This is a genomic window from Rhodococcus sp. NPDC060084 (assembly GCF_042730335.1).
In the GTDB taxonomy this organism is placed as follows: domain Bacteria; phylum Actinomycetota; class Actinomycetes; order Mycobacteriales; family Mycobacteriaceae; genus Rhodococcus.
Window position 1 is genome coordinate 21,102 of record NZ_JBHWWX010000037.1, and the last position, 23,239, is coordinate 44,340.

Below are 23,239 nucleotides of genomic sequence, written 5' to 3' on the forward strand. Positions count from 1 at the left end.
TTCTTCGTACTCACCGCGCGGGATCCTTTACTGCGACGGCAACCAGATCGAGGCTGCTGTCGATGTTTTCGGGGTCGAGGACGAAGTCGTCGACGGTGATGCCCGCGACGTCCTCGGTGAGTTCTGCGGGCCACGGTTCTCCGGCCAGTGCACGCTCGATCTGCGCGTCGATGAACGAGCCGCCGTGCTTGGCGTCGAGCGCGCGGAGCGTCGGGCCGTGGTGCACTCCGGTCATCAGTTCCACCCGGAAACCGGCGCTGTCGAGCAGTTCCGAGAGTTCGGCCGCATCGAGTTCACGGGTGTGGAACGGATTGAGCGGGGTGTCGCGCCCGGGCGAGAAGGTGATGCGGTTCGGTGTGCTGATCAGCAGCGCGCCGCCCGGGGAGAGCACGCGGTGGCATTCGCGGAGGAACTGTCCCTGGTCCCACAGGTGTTCGATGACCTGGAAGTTCACGACGACGTCGACGGTCTCGTCCGCGAGGGGGAGTTCGGCGAGGTTGCCGTGCCGCATGTCGACGCGCGGGTAGCGGGCGCGGATGTGGGCAACTGCGCTCTCGTCGTAGTCGAGGCCGATGACCCGCGTCGCCACGTCGGCGATCATGTCCGCGCCGTAGCCTTCGCCCGCTCCCGCTTCGAGGACGGTGCGGTGTCGGCAGCGGTCGAGCAGTTGCCGGTAGACCACTTCGTGGCGCCGGAACCAGTAGTTCTCCTCGGCGATGCCGGGTACCGTCCGTTCGCCGGTGAGGGGGAGAGTCTGGGCGTCGTCGGTGCGGCTGTTGGTATCGCTCACCGAGCAGACATTAGTGCCACTGCACTCCGGCTCCGTTCCGGTGGTCCAGATCACAGGTTTGCGCGTCCTTTCGTGCGGCTATGGTGAACCAGGAATCCCGCTAAGTTACCCACGGGTAACTTAGCGTTTGATAATCTATCGCACACGCCGTGCGACAGACACGAGTGCTCGGTTCAGGCAGCGCCTTGCCGACCAAAGGCAGCTACACACAGGAGGTCGACGCAGACCCATGACGAACATCGTCGTTTTGATCAAGCAGGTCCCCGACACGTGGTCCGAGCGCAAGCTCACCGACGGCGACTACACGCTCGACCGTGAAGCCGCCGACGCGGTTCTCGACGAGATCAACGAGCGGGCGGTCGAAGAGGCCCTGCTCATCAAGGAGCGCGACGGCGGCGAGGTGACCGTGCTGACCGCAGGTCCCGACCGCGCGACCGACGCCATCCGCAAGGCGCTGTCGATGGGTGCCGACAAGGCCATCCACCTCAACGATCCCGCGCTGCACGGCTCGGACTCCATCCAGACCGCCTACGCGCTCGCCGCGGCGCTCGGCCAGATCGAGGGCGTCGAGCTCGTCATCGCCGGCAACGAGGCCACCGACGGTCGCGTCGGTGCCGTGCCCGCGATCATCGCGGAGTACCTGGGCCTGCCGCACCTCACGCACCTGCGCAAGCTGACCCTGGCCGACGGCAAGGCCACCGGCGAGCGTGAGACCGACGAGGGCGTCTTCGGCCTCGAGGCACCGCTCCCCGCGATCGTCTCGGTCACCGAGAAGATCAACGAGCCGCGCTTCCCGTCCTTCAAGGGCATCATGGCCGCGAAGAAGAAGGAAGTTCAGACCCTCACCCTGGCGGACATCGGTCTCGATCCCGAGATCTTCGGTGTCGCGAACGCCGCGTCCACCGTCACCGGCGTCACCCCGAAGCCTGCGCGTACCGCCGGCGAGCGTGTCGCCGACGAGGGCGACGGTGGCGACAAGGTCGCTCAGTACCTGGTCGGCAACAAGATCATCTGATCGCGCCCCCGCGACAACACCAGACCTATCTAGGGAGAGAAGCAAGCAATGGCAGAAGTACTCGTGCTCGTCGAGCATGCCGAGGGCGCGCTCAAGAAGATCAGCACCGAACTCATCACCGCCGCTCGCGCGCTGGGTGAGCCGTCGGCAGTCGTGACCGGTCCCGCCGGCACCGCCGACAAGCTCCAGGAGGCGCTCGCCGCCGCCGGTGCCGCGAAGGTCTACGCCGCCGAGTCGGACATCATCGACGGCTACCTCGTGACGCCGAAGGTCGACGTTCTCGCCGCGCTCGTCGAATCCACCAGCCCCGCAGCGGTTCTCACCGCAGCGTCGGTCGAGGGCAAGGAGGTGTCCGGCCGCCTCGCTGCACGCCTGGGCTCCGGTCTGCTCGTCGACGTCGTCGACGTCAAGAGCGACGGCTCGGCTGTCCACTCGATCTTCGGTGGCGCGTTCACCGTCGATGCCAAGGCCAACGGCGACGTTCCGGTCATCTCGGTTCGCCCGGGTGCGATCGAGGCCAAGCCGGAGGCTGCCGCCGCCACTCGCGTCGACGTCGAGGTTCCGGCCCAGGAAGAGAACGCGGTCAAGATCACCTCGCGTGAGCCCGTCGCCGGTGGCGACCGTCCCGAGCTCACCGAGGCGTCGATCGTCGTCTCCGGTGGTCGTGGTGTCGGCTCGGCCGACAAGTTCTCCGTGGTCGAAGAACTCGCCGATTCGCTCGGCGCAGCGGTGGGCGCATCGCGCGCCGCTGTCGACTCGGGCTACTACCCGGGTCAGTTCCAGGTCGGCCAGACCGGTAAGACGGTCTCGCCGCAGCTGTACATCGCGCTCGGTATCTCCGGAGCGATCCAGCACCGCGCGGGTATGCAGACCTCGAAGACCATCGTCGCGGTCAACAAGGACGAAGAGGCACCGATCTTCGAGATCGCCGACTTCGGCGTCGTGGGCGACCTGTTCAACGTCGCTCCGCAGCTGACCGAGGCTGTCAAGAAGCACAAGGGCTGATTCTCACCCTCAGCAAGAGCGCGGCCCCGTTCCGGAATCCGGAGCGGGGCCGCCCTCGCGCGTGGGCAGTCCCGGTGGGCGAGATGTCCGGCTCGTCCGCACGCCGGAACGTGACCCTTGCCGCATGTGCTCCCGTGGAAGCGGTGAGCGCGACGGGCACCCCGAGCCACCCGCTATCCTGGATCGGTCATGACCTCGCCCGCCACCGGATCCTCCGGTACCCCGAAAACTGTCTACCTCGATCACGCCGCGACCACGCCGATGCTGACCGCGGCGATCGACGCGATGACCGGGGTGTTCGCAACCACCGGCAATGCCTCGTCCCTGCACGGTTCGGGACGCGCGGCACGCCGCAGGATAGAAGAAGCCCGCGAATCGATCGCCGCCGAACTCGGTGCGCGACCCTCCGAAGTGATCTTCGTCTCCGGAGGCACCGAAGGCGACAACCTCGCGGTCAAGGGCATCTACTGGGGCCGGCGCGCCCAGGACCCGCGGCGCCGCCGGATCATCGCGAGCGCCGTGGAACACCACGCCGTGCTCGACGCCGTCGAGTGGCTGGCCGACCACGAGGGTGCCGTGGTGACCTGGCTGCCGGTGGACGCGGTCGGGCGGGTCGAGCCGGCAGTTCTGCGCGAGGCGCTCGCCGCTCATCCGGACGAGGTCGCCCTCGTCACGATCATGTGGGCCAACAACGAAGTCGGCACCGTGATGCCGATCGCCGAACTCGCTGCCGTCGCGGCCGAGTTCGGTGTGCCGATGCACAGCGACGCGGTGCAAGCCGTCGCGCATCTGCCCGTCGATTTCGCGGCGAGCGGGCTGTCGGCGCTCACCCTCGCCGCTCACAAGTTCGGCGGCCCCCAGGGTGTCGGTGCGCTCCTGCTCGGACGCCAGGTGCCCTGCGTTCCGCTCGCGCACGGCGGAGGACACGAACGGGACATCCGGTCGGGGACCCAGGACACCGCGTCGATCGTCGGCATGGCCGCTGCGCTCCGGGAGGTCACCCGCGACCTTCCGGCCCGGACCGCCGAACTCGCCGTCCTGCGCGATCGTCTGGTCGACGGTGTCGAAGCGGTGATCCCCGATGTGATCCTCAACGGACCCCGCGGCGCGGGGCGGCTTCCCAACAATGCGCACATGACGTTCCCCGGCTGTGAGGGGGATTCGCTGCTGATGCTGCTCGATGCGGCCGGGATCGAATGCTCTACCGGGTCGGCGTGCACGGCAGGCGTGGCGCGGCCCAGCCACGTGCTGGTCGCGATGGGATCCGACCCCGCGACCGCCCGCGGGTCGTTGCGATTCTCGTTGGGGCACACCACGACCCGAGACGACATCGATGTACTGATCGACGCTCTGCCGCGCGTGGTGGAGCGGGCACGTGCCGCCGGTATGGCGAGCGCTGGTGGACGAGGAGGTGACCGGAGATGAGGATTCTTGCGGCTATGAGCGGCGGTGTGGACTCGGCGGTTGCCGCGGCCCGCGCTGTCGATGCCGGACACGACGTGGTGGGGGTGCATCTGGCGTTGTCGTCTGCTCCCGGCACCCTGCGCACCGGTTCGCGAGGTTGTTGCTCGAAGGAGGATGCCGGCGATGCCCGCCGCGCCGCCGACATGCTCGGAATCCCCTTCTACATATGGGATTTCGCCGACCGCTTCAAAGAAGACGTGATCGACGACTTCGTGGAGGCCTACGCGGCGGGTCAGACCCCCAATCCGTGCCTGCGGTGCAACGAGAAGATCAAGTTCTCCGCGCTGGCCGACCGCGCGGTGGCCCTGGGCTTCGACGCGGTCGCGACCGGACACTACGCGCGCTTGCAGGACGGGGTGCTGCGGCGCGCGGTCGACGCCGACAAGGACCAGTCCTACGTATTGGCAGTGCTGACCGCGGAACAGTTGTCGCGGGCGATGTTCCCGATCGGGGACACACCCAAGGACCTGATCCGCGCCGAAGCCGCCGAGCGCGGTCTCGCGGTGGCGAACAAGCCGGACAGCCACGACATCTGCTTCATTCCCTCCGGTGACACCCGGGCCTTCCTCGGCGCGCGCATCGGGGTGCGGCCAGGTGCGGTCGTCGACGACGATTCGGGGGAGGTCCTCGCCGAGCACGAGGGCGTCCACGGCTTCACGATCGGTCAGCGCAAGGGACTCGGGATCTCCGGTCCGGGCGCCGACGGCGGTCCGCGGTACGTCACCGCGATCGAACCCGAGACGGGCACCGTCCGTGTCGGCAGCGCCGAACGCCTCAAGGTCGACTTCATCCATGCGGAGCGTGCGGTATGGACCTCGGGTAGCGCACCCGACGGCCCCGTCGAATGCGTCGTGCAGGTCCGCGCGCACGGCGGGATCGCCCCGGCGGTCGCCGAGGCGGCCGGTTCGGGCATCGAGATCTCTCTGCGGGAACCGCTCACGGGCGTCGCCGCCGGTCAGGCCGCGGTGCTGTACCGGCCGGACCCGGCCGGAGACATCGTTCTCGGCAGCGGCACGATCGCGGTCGCACGGCCCGTAGCCGAGGGCATGTGACGACCCGAGACCCGGCTCGGGGGATCTGGTCCGGGATCGCCACCGGAGTGGGTTCGTGGCCGGGCACCGACGCGCGCGAAGCGGCGGCTGTGGTGGTCGGGGAACTCGCCGAGCTTCCGCATCTCGTGGAACTTCCGGACAGAGGTCTGGGTTCGGACACGATCGGGCGGGCGAGCGCGCTGCTCGTCGACCTCCATCTCGACGCATCGACGACCGGTTACCGATTGGTCTCCCGGCGCGGCACGATCGCCGCGCGCGCCGAAGATCTGCTCCGGCAGGACCTCGACGCGCTCGAGGAAGCGTGGGAACGCGCCGGTGCGGGGCCGGATCGCACGGTCAAGGTGCAGTCGGCCGGTCCGCTGACGCTGGCTGCTCATCTGGAACTCGCCACGGGCCGTCGCGTCCTGCTCGACCGCGGGGCGGTGCGCGAACTGTCCGAGTCGCTGGCGGAGGGAATTGCGCGGCACGCCGCCGAACTGCACCGCAGACTCGGCGTGCAGGTCGTCGTGCAACTCGACGAACCCGCGCTTCCCGATGTCCTCGCCGGGACATTGGAGGGCAGGACGATCCTCGAGACGGTTCCGGCATGGCCCGAACCCGAGGCGCTCGACGTCCTGGATACGACGATCCGCGGCACCGGACTGTCCGTCGCGGTGCACTGCTGCGTCGGCAGCCTGCCCGCCGACCTGTTGCGCCGCAGCGCCGCAGAGGCCGTCGCGTTCGATCTCACGAGGGTGTCGCGGGCCGATCTGGACGGCATCGGTGAACTGTTCGATTCCGGTACCGCGCTCGTCCTCGGGCTGGTTCCGACCACCGCTCCCAACCCCGTGCCCAGCTGGCGGGAGCAGGCGGCACCTGCCGTGGAACTCTTCGACCGTCTCGGCTTCCCCCGTACCGCGTTGCGGTCGGTGTCCGTGGCCCCGACGTGCGGGCTCGCCTCGGCGGACCCGCACTGGGCGCGGCAGGCACTGAAGTCGGCGCGCGACATCTCGGCAGCGCTCTCGGAGGACCCCGAGACGCTCTGACGAAAGGGGTCCGGCCGACGCCGCCGGACCCGGTCCGGTGCGATCGGATCGCTGCGGAGTTGTCGGGGTCCTCGACTAGTCTTGTGACCTGTGAGTGAACCGACGGACGCGCCTGCCACCGCTCCTCCCGAGGCGCGCGAGCGCTGGCAGGATCTTGCCGAGCAGGTACGGGAGCACCAGTTCCGCTACTACGTGCGCGACGCGCCGATCATCTCCGACGGTCAGTTCGACGCACTGCTCGGCGAACTCCAGGCGCTCGAGGAGCAGTACACGGAGCTGCGCACCCCGGACTCACCGACCCAGCTCGTCGGCGGAGGGTTCGCCACCGATTTCACCGCTGTCAGCCACCTCGAGCCGATGCTCAGCCTCGACAACGTTTTCGACGAGGACGAGCTGCGGGCATGGCTCGCGCGCGCGGAGACCGAGACCGGGACACACCCGGATTACCTGTGCGAGGTGAAGATCGACGGTGTGGCGCTGAGCCTGGTGTACGAGAACGGCCGACTCGTGCGCGCCGCGACCCGCGGCGACGGCCGTACCGGTGAAGACGTCACGCTCAACGCGCGCACGATCGACGAGGTGCCCGAAAAGCTCACCGCCACCGAGGAATACCCGATCCCGACGCTGCTCGAGGTACGTGGCGAGGTGTTCTTCCGTCTCGAAGACTTCCAGAACCTCAACGCCGGTCTCGTCGCCGCCGGAAAACCGCCGTTCGCGAACCCGCGGAACTCGGCGGCAGGGTCGCTGCGACAGAAGAATCCCGCGGTCACCGCGCAGCGTCGGCTGCGCATGTACTGCCACGGGTACGGCCGCATCGAGGGGTTCTCGCCGCAATCGCAGTCGCAGGCGTACGACGCGTTCGCCGCGTGGGGTCTGCCGGTCTCGCCGCACACCCTCCGCGTCCGGGGAGCGGACGCCGTCGTCGAGCGCATGCGGTACTGGGGCGAACACCGCCACGACATCGAGCACGAACTCGACGGCCTGGTCGTCAAGATCGACGACATGGGCCTGCATCGCCGGCTCGGTGCCACCTCGCGTGCCCCGCGCTGGGCGATCGCCTACAAGTACCCGCCCGAGGAAGTGACCACCAGACTGCTCGACATCCGGGTGAGTGTCGGACGCACCGGCAGGGTCACGCCGTTCGCGTACATGGAACCGGTCACCGTCGCCGGATCCACCGTCTCGCTCGCGACGCTGCACAACGCGTCGGAAGTGGTGCGTAAGGGCGTGCTCATCGGCGACACCGTGGTGATCCGGAAAGCCGGCGACGTCATCCCCGAGGTCCTCGGACCCGTCGTCGACCTGCGCGACGGCACGGAACGTGAATTCGTGATGCCGAACGTATGCCCCGAGTGCGGGACCCCACTCGCGCCCGCGAAGGAAGCCGACGTCGACCTGCGTTGCCCGAATTCGCGGAACTGCCCGGCACAGTTGCGCGAACGGGTCTTCCACGTCGCCGGACGCGGTGCGTTCGACATCGAGGCACTGGGATACGAGGCGGCGACGGCCCTGCTCGAAGCGAACGTGATCTCCGACGAGGGCGATCTGTTCTCGCTGACCGAGGACGACCTCCGGAAGGCGCCGTTCTTTCTCACGTCGAAAGGCGCGCTGTCGAAGAACAGCGAGCGTTTGCTGCAGAACCTGGACAATGCGAAAGAACAGCCGCTGTGGCGCGTCCTGGTCGCGCTGTCGATCCGGCACGTCGGTCCCACGGCGGCACGCGCTCTCGCGACGGAGTTCGGCAGCCTGGACCGGATCCGGGCGGCGTCCCTCGAGGAACTCGCCGCCGTCGAAGGCGTGGGTCCCACGATCGCCGCCGCCGTGGTCGAGTGGTTCACGGTGGACTGGCACGCCGCCATCGTCGACAAGTGGGCGGCGGCCGGGGTGCGGATGGAAGACGAACGCGACGAGTCGATCGCCCGCACACTCGAGGGTCTCTCGATCGTCGTCACGGGCACGCTCGCGACCTTCTCGCGTGATCAGGCGAAGGAAGCGATTCTGGCGCGGGGCGGCAAGGCGGCCGGTTCGGTGTCCAAGAAGACCGCATTCGTGGTGGTGGGCGACAATCCCGGTACGAAGGCCGACAAGGCGACCGATCTCGGCGTGCCCGTGATAGACGAGGACGGGTTCAGAATTCTGCTCGAACAGGGCCCCGACGCCGTGCGCGAGGCGGGCTGACCCGACGGACGGGTTCCACCCGGCGGGCCGGCCGCGCTCACCTCCGTTGTGCCGTGCCACAGCCCGAATCTCCTGACACATCCCGGAAAGCGCCTCTCGGTCGGCGTGAACAAAGGCATGATCGATAAGAACGTGCTGTGAACCTGTCCTTCGGTGGTCGCCCTCCTACGAGACGGACCGACCCGCGCGACGGCCTCCGAGGCGAAGGCGTCGGTCTACCGACGCCGGAGACGTGGGGTGGAGATGGTCGAAATGTCTGTGACGGACCCCAGCGCGTCGTGGGCGCCGGCTCCGGGGACTCTGGTGTCGGCGCGGGGCATCGAACTGGACGGGCCGTGGGGACATGTGTTCGGTCCGCTCGACCTCGATATCGACGAGGGTGGAGTCTCCGTGCTGGCGGCACCGGCCGGGGCGGCACGCACCGCGTTGATGATGGCGTTGTGCGGACGGATGCGCCTGACCGGCGGTTCGCTCACCGTCCTCGGATACGAGGACCAGCCGAGAAAGGTGTTCGCTCATTCCGCGATCGCGTGCATGAACGAACTCGACGAGGTGCCGCCCTCGGTCACCGTGCGCGATCTCGTCACCGAACAGAAGCGGTGGGATTCGCCCTGGTACCGGCTCGTGCCACGGGTCGACGAACGCGGAGTCGCGGACATGTGCGAGGAGGTGTTCGGCGACGTCGAACTCCCGCACCTGCGGGCTTTCATCGACGACCTGCCGGAACTTCAGCAGATGCTGTTGCGTATCGCGGTCGCGAACACCCGGCGCCCGCCGCTGCTGGTGGTCGGGCGGCTCGACCGGATCGCCGACGACGCCGAGCGCGCGGTTCTTCTCGAGAGGCTGATCGCACTGGGCGAGACGCAATCGGTGATCACCGCCGACGTGAATCCGATTCCTCCCGGGGCCGCGGTGCGGACCCTGGTGGACTTGCACGATCTTCTGGGGCCGGGCGACATCGGCGTCATGACCGAGACGGGGTAGCGATGCTGGCTGCGTTTTCGCTGGGGAGCGACATCACACGGTACTTTCGCGGCACGATGCCGCGTGTCGCGCTCGTCACCATCATTCTGATGCCGTTGCTCTACGGCGCGATGTACCTGTGGGCGTTCTGGAATCCGTTCGGTGCGGTCGACAAGATCCCCGCGGCGATCGTCAACAACGACACCGGACGTTCCTCGACCGGCCAACAGGTCGATGCCGGCGATCAAGTCGTCAAATCGCTGCTCGACTCGGGAAAGCTGGATCTGATCGAGGTGCCGGAGAGCGAGGCGACTGCCGGTCTCGCGAGCGGTAAGTACTACTACACCGTGACCATCCCCGAGAACTTCACGGAGGCAGTGGAATCCCCCAGCGGGGACAATCCGGAGAAGGCGAACCTGGTGTTCACCTTCAACGACGCCAACAACTATCTCGCCACGATCATCGCGCAGGACGCCTCCGAACAGGTGCTCAACCAGATCAACGCCACCATCGGCGCGGAGGGCGTCGGACAGATACTCACCGGGCTCGAAAGCGCGGGTTCGGGGCTGAAGAAGGCAGCGGACGGCGCCGGCACACTCGCGAACGGGATCGACACGGCCAAGAGCGGAGCAGACCAGCTCACCTCGGGGTCGCGCGAACTCGCCGACAACCTCGTCACCGCCCGTGACGGATCGGCCCGGCTGGCCACCGGCGCGAACGAACTCGCCACCGCCGTGGACGGCGTCGCCGATCCGCTGCTGGGCTTCCTCAACAGCGGCGCACCGACCGATATTGCCGACCGGGTGACGCAACTGAGGCAATCGCTCATCGCACTGGAAAGCCGGGTGCCCCAGCCGGTGGAGGCCGCGGCGGGGTCGGCGCTGCAAACGGTCGTCGACGTGCTGGGGCAGAGCAACGATCCGCTTGCCCAGCAGGCCCTTGCCGTGCTGGGCCCGCTCGCAGCGCAGCAGGTGCAGACAGACGCAGAGGCGTTGCGCGCGGAGATCGTGCGCTTGCAGGGCGAAGCCCAGGCCGTCGAGTACGAACTGCTCGACCCGAACAGTCCCCTCCAGAGCGGGCTGGCGTTGCTGCAGAGCGGCGATCTGGCGTCGGATGTGGAGCAGTTGCGCAACGGGGTGGACGAATTGAGTTCGGGCGCGGGGACGCTGAATTCCGGGCTGATCGAGCTGACGGACGGGAGTTTCCGGCTCGCCGACGGTGCCGGACAGTTGTCGTCGGGAATGGAGCAGTTGCAGTCGGGCTCGGACGAACTGGCCCAGCAGCTGTCACAGGGCGCTGGCGAGGTGCCGAGCTGGACGGATCAGCAGCGCACCGCGACTGCCGACACCCTGGCCTCGCCGGTGGCGTTGAAGCAGGACTACAACAACCTCGCGTCGACGTTCGGCACCGGGTTCGCTCCCTTCTTCCTCTCATTGGCACTGTTCGTCGGCGGCATCATCACGTGGATGCTCTTGACACCGTTGCAATCCCGTCCGACGGTCGGTGGAGTCGGGCTGTACCGCACCGTCTTCGCGTCGTACTGGCCGGCGCTGCTCGTCGGTATCCTGCAGGCGCTGGTCATGTACGCGGTGGTGCATTTCGGCGTGGGTCTCGACGTCAAGCACCTCGCCGGGACGATCTTGTTCCTGATGCTCATCGCGGCGACCTATCTCGCCATGATCCAAGCGTTCAATGCGGTCTTCGGGACGGCGGTCGGGCGGGTCGTCACCCTCGCATTCCTGATGCTGCAACTGGTCTCGGCAGGCGGCATCTATCCGGTACCCACGACTGCGAAACCGTTCCAGTACATCCATCCCTTCGACCCGATGACCTACACCGTCGAGGGGTTGCGGCAGCTCACGGTCGCCGAACAGGTCGACTCGCGCCTGTGGGTGGCCGTGGCAGTCCTGGTCGGGCTCCTGCTGGTGTCCCTCACCGCAAGCGCCCTGGCGGTGAGGCGAAACCGGCGGTACACCATGCAGCGGCTCTATCCGCCGGTGGAGGTCTGACACTTCGGGCTGTGGGCGCAGGGCCCGGCAACGGAGGGGTCTGGGTAACGCCGGCGCAGGCTAGGCGAGAACGGTACCGATGATGCCCGCGAGATAGCCGATCCGCGCGATCTCCGACGGGCGGAACTCCGGTCCACCGGGCCGGCCCAGCACGAGCACTCGGTCGGGCGCTCCCAGCGGCGCGGCGGCCAGCATCGTGTTCATGTCGCGCCACAGGCCGGGAACCCAGTCCGCTTCGTGGTCGAGCAGCGTCGATTTCGCCAGTGGCATCCACGGAACGTCGGCAAGGTGTGTCTCGGGGGCTCCGGCGCTGCCGGCGATGCGGTAGATGCCGTGTGTACCGATTCCGAGCACCGTCGCCCATCCGACCCGCAGCACACGCGGGGCACCGTCGACGAGAACCTGGAGCCGGTCGTCCCGGGCCGCGGCGACGTGATCGATCAACTCGAGTTCCCGGTGGGTGTCCAGAATGCCCGCGTACGGCCGGATGGAATCGACCGTCACACCGTCGAGCGACTCCGCGGCGGTCAGGAGGGTGTCGGGCAGTTTGCCCGGATCGACATCGACCACGAGATCGTCGATCGCGTAGTCCGTGCCGCGTTCCACGACATCGAGCGAGAGGATGTCCGCTCCGACAGAACCGAGAGCCAAGGCGAGCGCGCCGAGGCTACCGGGACGATCGGGTAGCCGGACACGCAAGAGATATGACACGTACGTCCCTTCCCAGAGGATGCCGGCGCCCCGTACGCCGGCCCGGGATCGCAGTGCACCCCGGTGGGGCACATCTTTCCACCCGCCGCACGCCGATTGTGACCGCCCATCACCGGTTTCGGCGATCCTCACCCGAAAATGCCCGGTCGCGGCCATCCGATTCACAAGAACGCAACAATTCCTTTGTACGAACGAAACAGCGCGACGGCGAACGGGGCGCACGGGGGGTGATCGAACCGACTGCACGACCGTATCGGGCACGCACTACCCTGGACAGGAAGTTCAATTCCCATCGGAAAGGGGCCACCTACGGTGCCTGACATCTCCCGTGACGAGGTCGCGCACCTCGCCCGGTTGTCCCGGCTCGCGCTGACCGACGCCGAACTCGACGAGTTCTCCGGCCAGCTTGATTCGATCCTCAACCATGTCAAGGCGGTGTCGGAGGTGGCCGCGGACGATGTCGCGCCGATGGCGAACCCGAACGCCGTCACCAACGTGACACGGCCGGACGAGGTGATTCCCGGACTGTCGCCCGAGCAGGCGCTGTCGGGTGCACCCCTCGTCGAGGAAGGACGGTTCTCCGTCCCGCAGATCTTGGGGGAGGGCGAATGAGCACCGATTTGACACGGCTCGACGCCGCGACGCTCGCCTCGCGGATCCACGCCGGTGACCTGTCGTCCGTCGAGGTGACCCAGGCGCACCTGGACCGCATCGGAGCGGTCGACGGCGGCTACAACGCGTTTCTGCACGTGGCCGGAGAGCAGGCGCTCGACGCTGCGCGTGAGGTCGACCGCGCCGTGGCCGCAGGCGAGACGCCGGCGTCCTCGCTCGCGGGCGTGCCGATCGCGCTGAAGGACGTGTTCACGACCACCGACATGCCGACGACGTGCGGGTCGAAGATCCTCGAGGGTTGGGTGTCGCCGTACGACGCGACGCTGACCACCAAGCTGCGGCAGGCCGGTATCCCCATCCTCGGCAAGACGAACATGGACGAGTTCGCCATGGGTTCGTCGACCGAGAACTCGGCATACGGTCCGACCCGCAACCCGTGGGACACCGATCGCATCCCGGGCGGATCGGGCGGCGGCTCCGCGGCTGCGCTCGCGTCCTACCAGGCGCCGCTGGCGATCGGCACCGACACCGGTGGCTCCATTCGTCAGCCCGCCGCAGTGACCGCGACGGTCGGCACCAAACCCACCTACGGCACCGTGTCCCGGTACGGCCTGGTCGCGTGCGCGTCGTCGCTGGATCAAGGTGGCCCGTGCGGCCGCACCGTCCTCGACACCGCGCTGCTGCACGAAGTGATCGCCGGGCACGACCCGCGCGACTCCACCTCGGTCGAGGCCGCGGTGCGCCCGGTCGTCGAGGCTGCCCGCCGCGGTGCCGACGGTGACCTGTCCGGACTGCGGGTCGGTGTCGTCAAGGAACTGCACTCCGACAGCTACAACCCCGGTGTGATCACGTCGTTCGATGCGGCCGTCGAGACCCTGACGAAACTCGGTGCCGAGGTTGTCGAGGTGTCGTGCCCGAACTTCGAGTACGCGCTCGCTTCGTACTACCTGATCCTCCCGTCGGAGGTCTCGTCCAACCTCGCCCGTTTCGACGCGATGCGGTACGGCATGCGCGTGGACGACGGCACGATGAGCGCCGACCAGGTCATGGCGGCCACCCGCGCTGCCGGGTTCGGCAAGGAAGTCAAGCGCCGCATCATGATCGGCACCTACGCATTGTCCTCCGGCTACTACGAGGCCTACTACGGTCAGGCGTTGAAGGTGCGTCGTCTCATCGCGCAGGACTTCGACAAGGCGTACGAGCAGGTCGACGTGCTGGTCTCCCCGACGAGCCCGTTCACTCCGTGGAAGCTGGGCGAGAAGGTCGACGATCCGCTCGCGATGTACCTGTCCGATCTGTGCACGCTGCCGACGAACCTCGCCGGTCACTGCGCGATGTCGGTGCCGTCGGGCTTGTCCGCGGACGACGGGCTTCCGGTCGGCCTGCAGATCATGGCTCCGGCGATGGCAGACGAGCGCCTCTACCGCGTGGGTGCGGCATACGAGGCTGCCCGGGGCCCGATCGTGGCCTGAGCGTCCCCGCGTCGCCGTCGACGACCCGCAGGCTCCCTCCCGGAGCCTGCGGGTCGTTCCGTGTCGCCGCTCGATCACGGAGTGCACTGCGCCTGATCCTGTCCGTACCGGTGACCGTGGCCGGGCGCAGCGTCGAGGGAGGTGAGCAGGTCCACGGTCGTCTGCGCGAAGGTGATCACCGGTAACCACGGCGGGACGGGGGCATCCACCCGCGCATGGGACAGGTCCGGAGGCGACCAGAGCAGCGAAGGCTGCCACCACACCACCGGATCCGAACTGTTCGCCAGGACGGTTCCTCCCGGAGGGCTCATCCCGGCGGGTGGACCCGACAGCACCGTGTCGCACGACCCCGGTTCGGCATCGGGGAACGCCGCGGCGGCACCGGACGCGCCGAGACTCTGCCCGTACACGTGCACCTCGGGGCGGTGGGACGCCGGCATGCCGTCGACGTGGGCGCGCACGGCAGAGGTCAGTGTGCGGGCCGATTCGGCGGCTGCGTCACGATCGGTGAGGAAGGTCATCCAACTCGGGGCGTCCGAGTACTGCTGAGCGACGATCGCGACATCGGTTCCCCAGCGTGCTTCGAAGCCTTCGACGGCGTGCGCGTCCACCCACCCCGACCCCGTGGGTACCGCGAGCACGAGATGCGCGCGGTCGAATCCGCCGGCCCGTTCCAGTTCCCGGACGGCCAGTGCCGCACGCTCCGGGACGTCCGGGGCGGACTCCAGACCCACGTAGGTGCGGACAGCGGATCCGGCGGAGGCGAGGGACACGAAACGCTGCCCCTCACGTCCGAGAGTGTCCCATCCGACGAGGGAATCCTTCGATCCCGCGAGCCCCGCGGCGGACGGAAGAGGCGACAGGGAAGTGGGGTCCGGGGCGCCGGGGGCAGGGGAGAGCAGTGCCGATCCGGCAGCGAACCATGTTGCAAGACAAGCTGTACCGATCGTCACCGCAATTCGTCGTCCTCGCCGGTTCCGCAGGATCGTGCGTACCACCCGTGCCGAGAAGACGAGGAGCGCGGCGGCGATCGATGCCGTGACGAACACGTCGAGCCAATAACGCGGCCCGATCTGTGCCTGTCCCATCGCCTCTCGCAGCGCGTTCTGCCAGTGGTGTGCGCCGGTCCCGGCGATCACGACGGACGCGGCGGCAACGGACGCGGCGAGGTACCGCACCTCGGTCTCGCCGGATACGCGTGCCGGGCGCGGGGCGCGCATTCGCGCGATACCCGCCCGGACCGCCAGTGCCAGCACGACCACCAGTCCGGACACCAGCCCTTGCGTCGACGACGTGCGGGGAAGCAGCGACGGCGCGAGTGAAAACCAGAGTGCGACAGCGATTGTGACACTGGTACCGATCGTCGGTCCCGACGATGCCAGGACGGACCGGACGCGCCCGGCGGTGCCCGGGTGCAACGGCGGGGACCCGGCAGTGTGGTCGCGAGCGAGGATGCTCATCGGCGGGCCGCCCTTCGCACTGCCCACGCGCCCAAGACGACCGGGAGTGCGCCGAGACCTGCCACCATCAGGAACGACGCGGGGGATTCGGAGATCGGGATGCGGTAGCCCTGGCGCCAGGAGTTGAGACGCACGAAGGTCGTGGCGAGATGGGCCGCGGGCATACAGGACGGATCGCTCTGGGCTGCATCGGATTCGCACGTGGCACGCAGGTGACGTGCGAGCATCGCATCCAGCTCGCGGCGTGCGTCGGGACCCAGTTCCTGTCCGCTGTCCCGGGCGAAACGCAACATGTCGTACCCGAGATCGTGGACACGGCACGCGGCGTCGAACGAGCTGGGGAGCGGGACCGGAGACGAGCAGTCCCCGTCGGGGTCCGCGAGGACCTCTGTGGATGTGAACCCGGGCTCGGTCACCGGCGAGTAACCCATCGTGGCGGCGAAGTCCGCAGGAAACGCCGCCATCGCAGCGGCGGTGTCGTCGGTCGCGAGAGCGTGGACGGCCGCAGCGGTGGCCGTGATATCCACGGGGGCGGTGGCCGCGAGCGCGTGCGGCGCTCCGGCCGATGGGGATGGGATACCGGTGGCCGCGGAGGGCGTCGCGCTTACGCACAGCGCCGCCCCTGCGCCCACAATGAGGGCGGCCGCACCCCGGCGGACCAGCAATCGCAATGTCATGGCGGCGACGCTAGGAACGGAACACACCCGCACGGATCACGCGACGGAGCGGTCCGGAGCGAGCGGCCCGTACCGGAGGGTCGCCCGGATCTCACTCTCAGGTATGAGGACAGGCGAGGGGCGCAAAACCTAGCGTGAACGTGTGAAGAAGCGGGAATCGTCGGGAATGCGGTCCACGGGGCGGTTCGTCCGCCGGCACTGGGCATCGATGTGCGTCGTCGCGGTGACGCTCATTCTGTACGCCGTCGCCTGGCCCACCCTGCGCCTGACCCACGAGGTGTCGCCCCAGGTGATGCCGCTGCTGTCCGCGGCGGCGGTGTTCCCGATGTTGCTCGTCTGGGTCCGGCCGCTTCTCGGCTGGGCCCTCACCGCGGCGACGGCGCTCGTCGTCCCGGTCGTCGTCGACCGCGTCGACGGGTTCGACTATCCGTGGCAGGTCGTGCACATCATCGTGATGCTTGTGCTGGTCGCAGCGGTGAGCGTCCGTGAAGACATCCGCGTCGTCCTCGCGGTGTGGCTTGCGACGGTACTGCTCTTCTTCGGATTCGTGCCGGGCAACGACGGCTGGGGCTGGGCCATCGGGATCACCGCCGTCGTCGTGTTCGGATTACTCGTGCGCTGGCTCGTGATCTCCCGTCGGCAACTCGCACACGAGGAGGAGGTCAGCGAACTCGAGCGTGCACGGCGCGCGATCCTCGAAGAGAAGGCGCACATCGCGCGCGACCTGCACGACATCGTCGCCCACCACATGTCGATGATCGTCGTGCAGGCGCAGAGCGCACCGTATCGGCTCCCTACGATGCCAGACGAGGTGCGCGCGGAATTCGACACGATCGGCGCCGCCGCTCGCGAAGCGCTCAACGATGTGCGCGGCCTCCTCGGCGTGCTCCGCAGCGACGGACAACTGCCGGAGAGCGCGCCGCAACCCGGCCTGGACCGGATTGCCGATCTGTTCGAGGCCTCACGGCGTGCCGGGATCCGGCTCGACGCCCGGACGACGGGGGTGCCGGCGGGCGTGACCGACGCCGTGGCGCTGACGATGTATCGCATCCTTCAGGAATCTCTCACCAACAGCGCACGGCACGCGCCCGGCGCGGAAGTAGCGACCTGCCTCGAGTGGGGAAAAGGGACCGTGACGATCTCGGTGACCAACGGCCCCGGAGAACCGGGTGATTCGGCATCGGACCACGGCGGCGGCACCGGCATCCGCGGGATGGCCGAACGCGCTGCGGCCGTCGGGGGAAACCTTGTCGCACACCCGCGACCCGACGGGGGATTCGAGGTGCGGGCACTGCTTCCGACGCTCGCGGCCTAGGCTGGCGGCCGATGATCGAGTTCGAGAGACCCGTCACCGTATTCATCGCCGACGACCAGGCGATGGTGCGACAAGGCTTCGGCGCGTTGCTTGCCGCGCAGCCGGACATCAGTGTTCTCGGCGACGCGCCCGACGGGCGGGCCGCCGTCACCGAGGTAGCGCGGCTGCGACCGGATGTCGTCCTCATGGATGTGCGGATGCCCGAGATGAACGGACTCGACGCGGCCCGGCTCATCCTGTCCGACACGCGCGAACCCCGTTCACGCGTGCTGATGCTGACCACGTTCGATCTCGACGACTACGTGTACGAGGCGCTCGGGATGGGGGCGAGCGGGTTCCTGCTCAAGGACGCACCGGCCGACGAGTTGGTCCGTGCCGTGCGGGTCGTGGCGAAGGGGGAGGCACTGCTCGCGCCGACCGTCACGCGCCGGCTGATCGCCGACGTCACCCGGCGTCGCCCCTCACGGCGTCGGCGTGACGACACACTCGGCGTCCTGACCCCTCGCGAACTCGAAGTCCTCGAACTGATCGCGCACGGATTGTCGAACACCGAGATCGCCGAGCGTCTGTTCGTCGCCGAGCAGACCGTCAAAACCCACGTCGGCAAGGTTCTGGGCAAGCTTCACCTGCGCGACCGTGCGCAGGCGGTGGTGATCGCCTACGAATCGGGGCTGGTGACTCCGGGTTAGGGCTGCCCTGCCGCGGCGTAACGGGCAGGATGGCAGGGCGGAACGAAGTCCATTCGACGGAGGTATGCATGACGACGATCGGGATTCTTACGAGCGGCGGGGACTGCCCGGGCCTCAACGCTGTCATCCGCGGCGCGGTCCTGAAAGGCACGGAAGTCCACGGCCAGGAGTTCGTCGGTTTCCTCGACGGTTGGCGCGGACTCGTCGAAGGCGACGCGATTCCGTTGGATCGCAGCAGAGTTCGTGGTCTGGCCCAGCAGGGCGGCACCATTCTGGGTACCAGCCGGTTCGGTCCCTATCAGGGCCCGCAGGGCGGTGCGCAGAACATTCAGGCCACTCTCGACCGGCTCGGGGTGGACGCAGTCGTCGCCATCGGGGGTGAGGGCACGGCGGCGGCGTCGAAACGCCTGTTCGAGGACGGGATCAAGATCGTCGGTGTTCCCAAGACGATCGACAACGACCTCAGCCACACCGACTACACCTTCGGGTTCGATACCGCCGTGGAGATTGCCACCGTGGCGATCGACCGGCTGCGTACGACCGGCAATTCCCACAAACGGTGCATGGTCCTCGAGGTGATGGGCCGGCATGCAGGATGGATTGCGCTGCATTCGGGTACCGCCGGTGGCGCCCACGCCATCCTGATCCCGGAACACCCCGAGAGCCTCGAGCAGATCTGCGAATGGGTGCTCAGCGTCCGCAACCGCGGACGTGCGCCGATGGTGGTCGTCGCGGAGGGATTCAAGTTCCCGGATATGGACGAGGCGTATTCGACCAAGGGACTCGACGGGTTCGATCGCCCCCGGCTCGGCGGTATCGGCGAGGTGCTCGCGCCCCTGATCGAGGAGCGCACCGGCATCGAAACCCGCGCCACCGTGCTCGGACACATCCAGCGCGGTGGTGTTCCGACCGCGTTCGACCGGGTGCTCGCAACCCGCCTCGGTATGGCGGTGACCGATCTCGTCGCCGACGAGGAATGGGGACACATGGTCGCGCTGCACGGCACCGAGATCGCCCGGGTCGGGTTCGACGAATCGCTTGCCGACCCCAAGTTCGTGCCCGAGTCGCGCTATCAGGAAATGCGCGTTCTCTTCGGCTGAGGCCGCGCGGGGTGGCCGGGTACGAGCCCGCGCCGCCCCGTTCGGGGGGCGGTCTAAAATCAGGTGCATGACTGCCTCTGTGTCTGCCGACCTGCTCGCCTACGACGACGTGCTCGCGAAGTTCGAGCCCGTGATGGGCATGGAGGTGCACGTCGAGTTGCACACCGCCACCAAGATGTTCTGCGGGTGCCCGACGGGGTTCGGCGCCGAGCCCAATACCCAGGTGTGCCCCGTGTGCCTCGGTCTCCCGGGCGCACTGCCGGTGGTGAACCAGGCGGCGGTCGAGTCGGCGATCCGGATCGGTCTGGCCCTGAACTGCTCGATCACCCCGTGGGGCCGGTTCGCGCGCAAGAACTACTTCTACCCGGATCAGCCGAAGAACTACCAGATCTCGCAGTACGACGAGCCCATCGCCACCGACGGCTACCTCGACGTGGTGCTCGACGACGGCAGCACCTGGCGCGTGGACATCGAACGCGCGCACATGGAGGAGGACACCGGCAAGTCGCTGCACGTGGGCGGCGCCACCGGCCGGATCCACGGTGCGAGCCACTCGCTGCTCGACTACAACCGTGCGGGAGTGCCCCTCGTCGAGATCGTCACCAAGCCGATCGTCGGTGCCGGAGAACGCGCGCCCGAGGTGGCACGCGCCTACGTGACCGCCCTGCGCGACCTGCTCCGCGCGCTCGATGTGTCGGATGTGCGCATGGACCAGGGATCGATGCGGTGCGACGCGAACATTTCGCTCATGCCGATCGGCGCGAAGGAGTTCGGTACCCGTACCGAGACGAAGAACGTCAACTCGCTCAAGTCGGTCGAGGTGGCCGTGCGCTACGAGATGCGCCGTCAAGCCGCAGTGCTCCTCTCCGGCGGTGAGGTGATCCAGGAAACCCGGCACTTCCAGGAGGCCGACGGCACCACATCCCCGGGTCGCCGCAAGGAAACCGCGGAGGACTACCGGTACTTCCCGGAGCCGGACCTCGAACCGGTCGCACCCGACGCCGCGTGGGTCGAAGAACTGCGCGGCACGCTCCCGGAGCTGCCGTGGTTGCGTCGGGCCCGCATCCAAGCCGAATGGGGTGTCTCGGACGAGGTGATGCGCGACCTGGTCAACGCCGGCGCCCTCGACCTGGTCATCGCCACCACCGAGGCGGGTGCGCCCGCCGACGCGGCGCGATCCTGGTGGGTGTCGTACCTGACGCAGCAGGCCAACACGCGCGGAGTCGAACTGGCCGATCTTCCGATCAGTCCGAAGCAGGTCGCGCAGGTCGTCGCGCTCATCGACAGCGGCAAGCTCAACAACAAAGTCGCCCGTCAGGTCGTCGATCACGTGCTCGCGGGTGAAGGCGATCCCGAGCAGATCCTCGAGGCGCATCCCGAACTCGTCGTGGTGCGTGACGACAGCAAGCTGCAGGCTGCCGTCGACGAGGCGCTCGCCGCGAACCCGGATATCGCCGAGAAGATCCGCTCCGGCAAGGTCCAGGCCGCGGGCAAGATCGTCGGCGATGTCATGAAGGCGACACGCGGACAGGCCGACCCCGCCCGCGTCAAGGAACTCGTTATCGCTGCCTGTAGCTGACGTCCTGCTGAGCACCACCGCGGCCGAGCCCGTTCCGGGTCGGCCGCGGTGGTGTCTGCACGAACGTTTCCCGGACCGCAGTCTCTGCCCGGGCGAGCCGGACCTCAGTCGAAGCCGCCGCCGCCCGCGGGGAACTGGATGCGCACGACGCGGTCGTCGTTCGGTCCGGGTTCACCGCCGGACTTGTTGACCGTCGAGATCCAGAGCAGACCGTCCGGGGACGACGCCGCCCCGCGAAGCAGGCCGTAGCGATCCTGAACGGTGAGGACCGGCGCGGCGGTGACCGCACCCGATCCCGGATCGATCGCCACCACGGCGACCGCTTTCCCGCCGGTCAGCGCTACCGCGATACCGTCCGGCGACGCGGCGCATCCCGCCACACCGGGTCGCTCGGGCCAAGTCCATGCCGGGCCCGCACCGACGGAGCCGTCCGCGCCGATGCGCTGGAGACGATCTTCGAGTTCGGTCCGGTCCGTCACCCACAGATTGCCGCCCGGGTCGCGGCACACGTCACCGGCCGTGCCGATGCCCGAGAGCACCACGGTGGGCACCGGTGCGGTGCCCGGCGCCGGAAGCGGGAACTCGAGCAGTTTCCCGGCCAGAGAAGCGGGATCGGTTGCCGCGGAGCCGTTTCCCGCATTTCCGGTGAGGACGACCATCTCCGTGGGGGACGTGAATTCGATGGCGCCACCGTTTCCCGTCGCGCCGCGGGGTATGCCGGTCAGCACATCCTTCGGGGTGTCGCCGGCCGCGACCCGCACGACCCGGTTGTCGGTGGGGGTGGTGATGTAGGCGTAGAGCAACCGGTCTTCGTCGAAGGTGGGGGACAGCGCCACATCGAGCAGGCCGCCGTCACCCGAAGCGTCGACGGGGACGGTGGCGATCTCCACGGGCTCGGTGTCGGGCGCGACCTGGAGGATTCGTCCGGTCCGTCGTTCCGTCACGAGTGCGGCACCACCGCCGGGCAGGGTCACCAGCCCGCCGGTCGTGTCGAGACAGGTCGCGACCACTGCCGGATCGGGATCTTCACACGGCCCCGGGGGCACGGCGGAGGCGTTCGGCGTCGTCGTGGTCGTCGTGGGGTCCTGCGGCCCGAAACCGGGACCGGAATCGAAGGTCGGTTCGGGGGTGAACGGTGTCGATGCCGCATCGTCGAACCTCGCGCAGGACGACAGCGCGAGAACCCCGACGGCCAGTGCCACCGCCGCCGTCCGAACACCGCGCGAACCTGTCGACTGCCTGCCCCACGTCATAGCGCAAACGTTACCGGCACGCCGCGTGTCGCCTCCGGATGCCGGGTGCTCGGGCGCCCGGAGTCCTACCCTGGTGGCGTGACCGACAAGGAAACCGGCCGATCGCCGGAAACAGGATCGAGTCCTTTCGACGAGCCGACACTCCAGATGCGGCGCACTCGTGCCTCCCGGCTGGAGTCCGAGGACGACCTCGACCTCGACGGATCGTCGTTCGGTAGCGGTGCCCACGCGGCGCCCACCGAGCAGATGTACCGGCCCGGCACCGCCGGTGGCTACGTGGCGGATCCCGCGTCCACGACCGTCGAGCAGCATCCGGTCAAGGTTCGACGCGGCACCCTCGATCTCGGGTTGCTGATTCTGCGACTCGCGGTCGGTGGAACCCTGATCGCCCACGGCCTGCAGAAACTGGTCGGGTTGTGGGGCGGGCCCGGACTCGACGGTTTCGAGGAACTGCTGCGCGAGGCCGGATATCAGCAGCCCCGGGTGCTTGCGATCGTCGGCGCGGTCGGCGAGACGGCGGCCGGTGCGCTGCTCGTGCTCGGTCTGCTGACACCTCTTGCCGCGGCGGCGGTGGTCGCGATCATGATCAACGCCGTGTTGTTCAAGCACGACCTCGAGCCGGGCGTGCAGTACTTCGCGTCCGACCGCTCCGGCTTCGAGTACGAGGTTCTCCTCGCCGCAGCGGCGGTGGCGCTCACGCTCACCGGTCCCGGCAGGATCGCGGCCGACGGCCCGCGCAAGTGGGCGACACGTCCCTTCCTCGGATCGTTCGTCGCGTTGCTGCTCGGCGTCGCGGCGGGTGTCTGTCTGTGGCTGTTCGGCCGCTGAGACCACGGAAAACGGCGGGGGCCGCACACATGTGTGCGGCCC

The 23,239-nt window shown here is 68.3% G+C and carries 20 protein-coding genes; 15 read left to right on the top strand and 5 right to left on the bottom strand.

The annotated features are described in order from the left end of the window. Positions 1–10 precede the first annotated feature (10 nt). On the bottom strand, positions 11–790 hold the full coding sequence (locus ACFWBU_RS17065; RefSeq protein ID WP_346765294.1) for a class I SAM-dependent methyltransferase: 780 nt from the start codon (positions 788–790) through the stop codon (positions 11–13). A 229-nt stretch (positions 791–1,019) separates the two neighbouring features. Between ACFWBU_RS17065 and ACFWBU_RS17070 the strand changes: the two genes are divergently transcribed. From ACFWBU_RS17070 to ACFWBU_RS17105, 8 genes are all read left to right on the top strand, one after another. Then, the gene (locus tag ACFWBU_RS17070; protein WP_169619656.1) at positions 1,020–1,805 is read left to right on the top strand and encodes an electron transfer flavoprotein subunit beta/FixA family protein; all 786 of its coding nucleotides are present in this window, start codon (positions 1,020–1,022) and stop codon (positions 1,803–1,805) included. A gap of 48 nt (positions 1,806–1,853) precedes the next feature. After that, positions 1,854–2,810: an electron transfer flavoprotein subunit alpha/FixB family protein gene (locus ACFWBU_RS17075; RefSeq protein ID WP_169651743.1), complete on the top strand. Its 957-nt coding sequence runs from the start codon at positions 1,854–1,856 to the stop codon at positions 2,808–2,810. Positions 2,811–2,999: 189 nt separating this feature from the next. Further along, positions 3,000–4,235, top strand: coding sequence for a cysteine desulfurase family protein (locus ACFWBU_RS17080; protein ID WP_169651744.1), 1,236 nt, complete (start codon positions 3,000–3,002; stop codon positions 4,233–4,235). Beyond that, positions 4,232–5,326, top strand: coding sequence for a tRNA 2-thiouridine(34) synthase MnmA (mnmA, locus tag ACFWBU_RS17085; protein WP_169619653.1), 1,095 nt, complete (start codon positions 4,232–4,234; stop codon positions 5,324–5,326). Before ACFWBU_RS17080 ends, mnmA begins: the two co-directional genes overlap by 4 nt. After that, on the top strand, positions 5,323–6,351 hold the full coding sequence (locus tag ACFWBU_RS17090) for a methionine synthase (RefSeq protein ID WP_346765295.1): 1,029 nt from the start codon (positions 5,323–5,325) through the stop codon (positions 6,349–6,351). The genes mnmA and ACFWBU_RS17090 overlap by 4 nt, the downstream gene beginning before the upstream one ends. A 90-nt stretch (positions 6,352–6,441) precedes the next feature. Continuing rightward, positions 6,442–8,529, top strand: a complete 2,088-nt coding sequence (ligA, locus tag ACFWBU_RS17095) for an NAD-dependent DNA ligase LigA (RefSeq protein WP_378528801.1) — start codon at positions 6,442–6,444, stop codon at positions 8,527–8,529. 252 nt (positions 8,530–8,781) lie between these two features. After that, positions 8,782–9,513, top strand: a complete 732-nt coding sequence (locus tag ACFWBU_RS17100) for a hypothetical protein (protein ID WP_378528802.1) — start codon at positions 8,782–8,784, stop codon at positions 9,511–9,513. 2 nt (positions 9,514–9,515) lie between these two features. Beyond that, complete coding sequence (locus ACFWBU_RS17105; protein ID WP_169619651.1) at positions 9,516–11,501, top strand: YhgE/Pip family protein; 1,986 nt, start codon at positions 9,516–9,518, stop codon at positions 11,499–11,501. Positions 11,502–11,561: 60 nt separating this feature from the next. Here the strand turns inward: ACFWBU_RS17105 and ACFWBU_RS17110 are convergent, their stop codons facing one another. Beyond that, positions 11,562–12,212: an amino acid-binding protein gene (locus ACFWBU_RS17110; RefSeq protein ID WP_169619650.1), complete on the bottom strand. Its 651-nt coding sequence runs from the start codon at positions 12,210–12,212 to the stop codon at positions 11,562–11,564. 312 nt (positions 12,213–12,524) lie between these two features. Between ACFWBU_RS17110 and gatC the strand changes: the two genes are divergently transcribed. Both gatC and gatA read left to right on the top strand, forming a co-directional pair. Further along, positions 12,525–12,824 carry an Asp-tRNA(Asn)/Glu-tRNA(Gln) amidotransferase subunit GatC gene (gene gatC, locus ACFWBU_RS17115; RefSeq protein WP_169619649.1) on the top strand — a complete coding sequence of 100 codons (300 nt, stop codon included), beginning with the start codon at positions 12,525–12,527 and terminating at the stop codon, positions 12,822–12,824. Then, the gene (gatA, locus tag ACFWBU_RS17120) at positions 12,821–14,296 is read left to right on the top strand and encodes an Asp-tRNA(Asn)/Glu-tRNA(Gln) amidotransferase subunit GatA (RefSeq protein ID WP_378528803.1); all 1,476 of its coding nucleotides are present in this window, start codon (positions 12,821–12,823) and stop codon (positions 14,294–14,296) included. The genes gatC and gatA overlap by 4 nt, the downstream gene beginning before the upstream one ends. A gap of 74 nt (positions 14,297–14,370) precedes the next feature. On the opposite strand, the gene ACFWBU_RS17125 is transcribed toward gatA, so the two are convergent. Both ACFWBU_RS17125 and ACFWBU_RS17130 read right to left on the bottom strand, forming a co-directional pair. After that, positions 14,371–15,756, bottom strand: a complete 1,386-nt coding sequence (locus ACFWBU_RS17125) for an alpha/beta-hydrolase family protein (RefSeq protein WP_378528804.1) — start codon at positions 15,754–15,756, stop codon at positions 14,371–14,373. Next, positions 15,753–16,433, bottom strand: a complete 681-nt coding sequence (locus ACFWBU_RS17130; protein WP_206036534.1) for a hypothetical protein — start codon at positions 16,431–16,433, stop codon at positions 15,753–15,755. Before ACFWBU_RS17130 ends, ACFWBU_RS17125 begins: the two co-directional genes overlap by 4 nt. 166 nt (positions 16,434–16,599) lie before the next feature. Here ACFWBU_RS17130 and ACFWBU_RS17135 point away from each other — a divergent pair, with 166 nt between their 5' ends. The 4 genes from ACFWBU_RS17135 (at position 16,600) to gatB (ending at position 21,116) form a co-directional block, all read left to right on the top strand. Continuing rightward, a complete protein-coding gene (locus ACFWBU_RS17135) occupies positions 16,600–17,748 on the top strand; it encodes a sensor histidine kinase (protein ID WP_378528807.1) in 1,149 nt (382 codons plus the stop codon). Positions 17,749–17,759: 11 nt separating this feature from the next. After that, positions 17,760–18,437: a response regulator transcription factor gene (locus tag ACFWBU_RS17140; RefSeq protein WP_169619646.1), complete on the top strand. Its 678-nt coding sequence runs from the start codon at positions 17,760–17,762 to the stop codon at positions 18,435–18,437. Positions 18,438–18,505: 68 nt separating this feature from the next. Next, positions 18,506–19,537, top strand: coding sequence for a 6-phosphofructokinase (locus tag ACFWBU_RS17145; protein ID WP_169619645.1), 1,032 nt, complete (start codon positions 18,506–18,508; stop codon positions 19,535–19,537). 67 nt (positions 19,538–19,604) lie between these two features. Beyond that, complete coding sequence (gene gatB, locus ACFWBU_RS17150) at positions 19,605–21,116, top strand: Asp-tRNA(Asn)/Glu-tRNA(Gln) amidotransferase subunit GatB (protein ID WP_378528805.1); 1,512 nt, start codon at positions 19,605–19,607, stop codon at positions 21,114–21,116. A 104-nt stretch (positions 21,117–21,220) separates the two neighbouring features. Here the strand turns inward: gatB and ACFWBU_RS17155 are convergent, their stop codons facing one another. Further along, positions 21,221–22,369, bottom strand: a complete 1,149-nt coding sequence (locus ACFWBU_RS17155; protein ID WP_169619643.1) for a sorbosone dehydrogenase family protein — start codon at positions 22,367–22,369, stop codon at positions 21,221–21,223. 78 nt (positions 22,370–22,447) lie between these two features. Here ACFWBU_RS17155 and ACFWBU_RS17160 point away from each other — a divergent pair, with 78 nt between their 5' ends. After that, on the top strand, positions 22,448–23,197 hold the full coding sequence (locus tag ACFWBU_RS17160) for a DoxX family membrane protein (RefSeq protein WP_296550417.1): 750 nt from the start codon (positions 22,448–22,450) through the stop codon (positions 23,195–23,197). The last annotated feature ends 42 nt before the right edge of the window (positions 23,198–23,239 follow it).

Excerpts from the sequence above, each read along its gene's own strand:
- ACFWBU_RS17155 (WP_169619643.1), bottom strand. The coding sequence starts at position 22,369 with ATGACGTGGGGCAGGCAGTCGACAGGTTCGCGCGGTGTTCGGACGGCG.
- gatB (WP_378528805.1), top strand. The coding sequence starts at position 19,605 with ATGACTGCCTCTGTGTCTGCCGACCTGCTCGCCTACGACGACGTGCTC.
- ACFWBU_RS17105 (WP_169619651.1), top strand. The coding sequence starts at position 9,516 with ATGCTGGCTGCGTTTTCGCTGGGGAGCGACATCACACGGTACTTTCGC.
- ACFWBU_RS17145 (WP_169619645.1), top strand. The coding sequence starts at position 18,506 with ATGACGACGATCGGGATTCTTACGAGCGGCGGGGACTGCCCGGGCCTC.
- ACFWBU_RS17130 (WP_206036534.1), bottom strand. The coding sequence starts at position 16,433 with ATGACATTGCGATTGCTGGTCCGCCGGGGTGCGGCCGCCCTCATTGTG.
- ACFWBU_RS17125 (WP_378528804.1), bottom strand. The coding sequence starts at position 15,756 with ATGAGCATCCTCGCTCGCGACCACACTGCCGGGTCCCCGCCGTTGCAC.
- ACFWBU_RS17075 (WP_169651743.1), top strand. The coding sequence starts at position 1,854 with ATGGCAGAAGTACTCGTGCTCGTCGAGCATGCCGAGGGCGCGCTCAAG.
- ACFWBU_RS17140 (WP_169619646.1), top strand. The coding sequence starts at position 17,760 with ATGATCGAGTTCGAGAGACCCGTCACCGTATTCATCGCCGACGACCAG.
- ACFWBU_RS17080 (WP_169651744.1), top strand. The coding sequence starts at position 3,000 with ATGACCTCGCCCGCCACCGGATCCTCCGGTACCCCGAAAACTGTCTAC.
- gatA (WP_378528803.1), top strand. The coding sequence starts at position 12,821 with ATGAGCACCGATTTGACACGGCTCGACGCCGCGACGCTCGCCTCGCGG.
- ACFWBU_RS17070 (WP_169619656.1), top strand. The coding sequence starts at position 1,020 with ATGACGAACATCGTCGTTTTGATCAAGCAGGTCCCCGACACGTGGTCC.
- ACFWBU_RS17135 (WP_378528807.1), top strand. The coding sequence starts at position 16,600 with ATGCGGTCCACGGGGCGGTTCGTCCGCCGGCACTGGGCATCGATGTGC.
- ACFWBU_RS17100 (WP_378528802.1), top strand. The coding sequence starts at position 8,782 with ATGTCTGTGACGGACCCCAGCGCGTCGTGGGCGCCGGCTCCGGGGACT.
- mnmA (WP_169619653.1), top strand. The coding sequence starts at position 4,232 with ATGAGGATTCTTGCGGCTATGAGCGGCGGTGTGGACTCGGCGGTTGCC.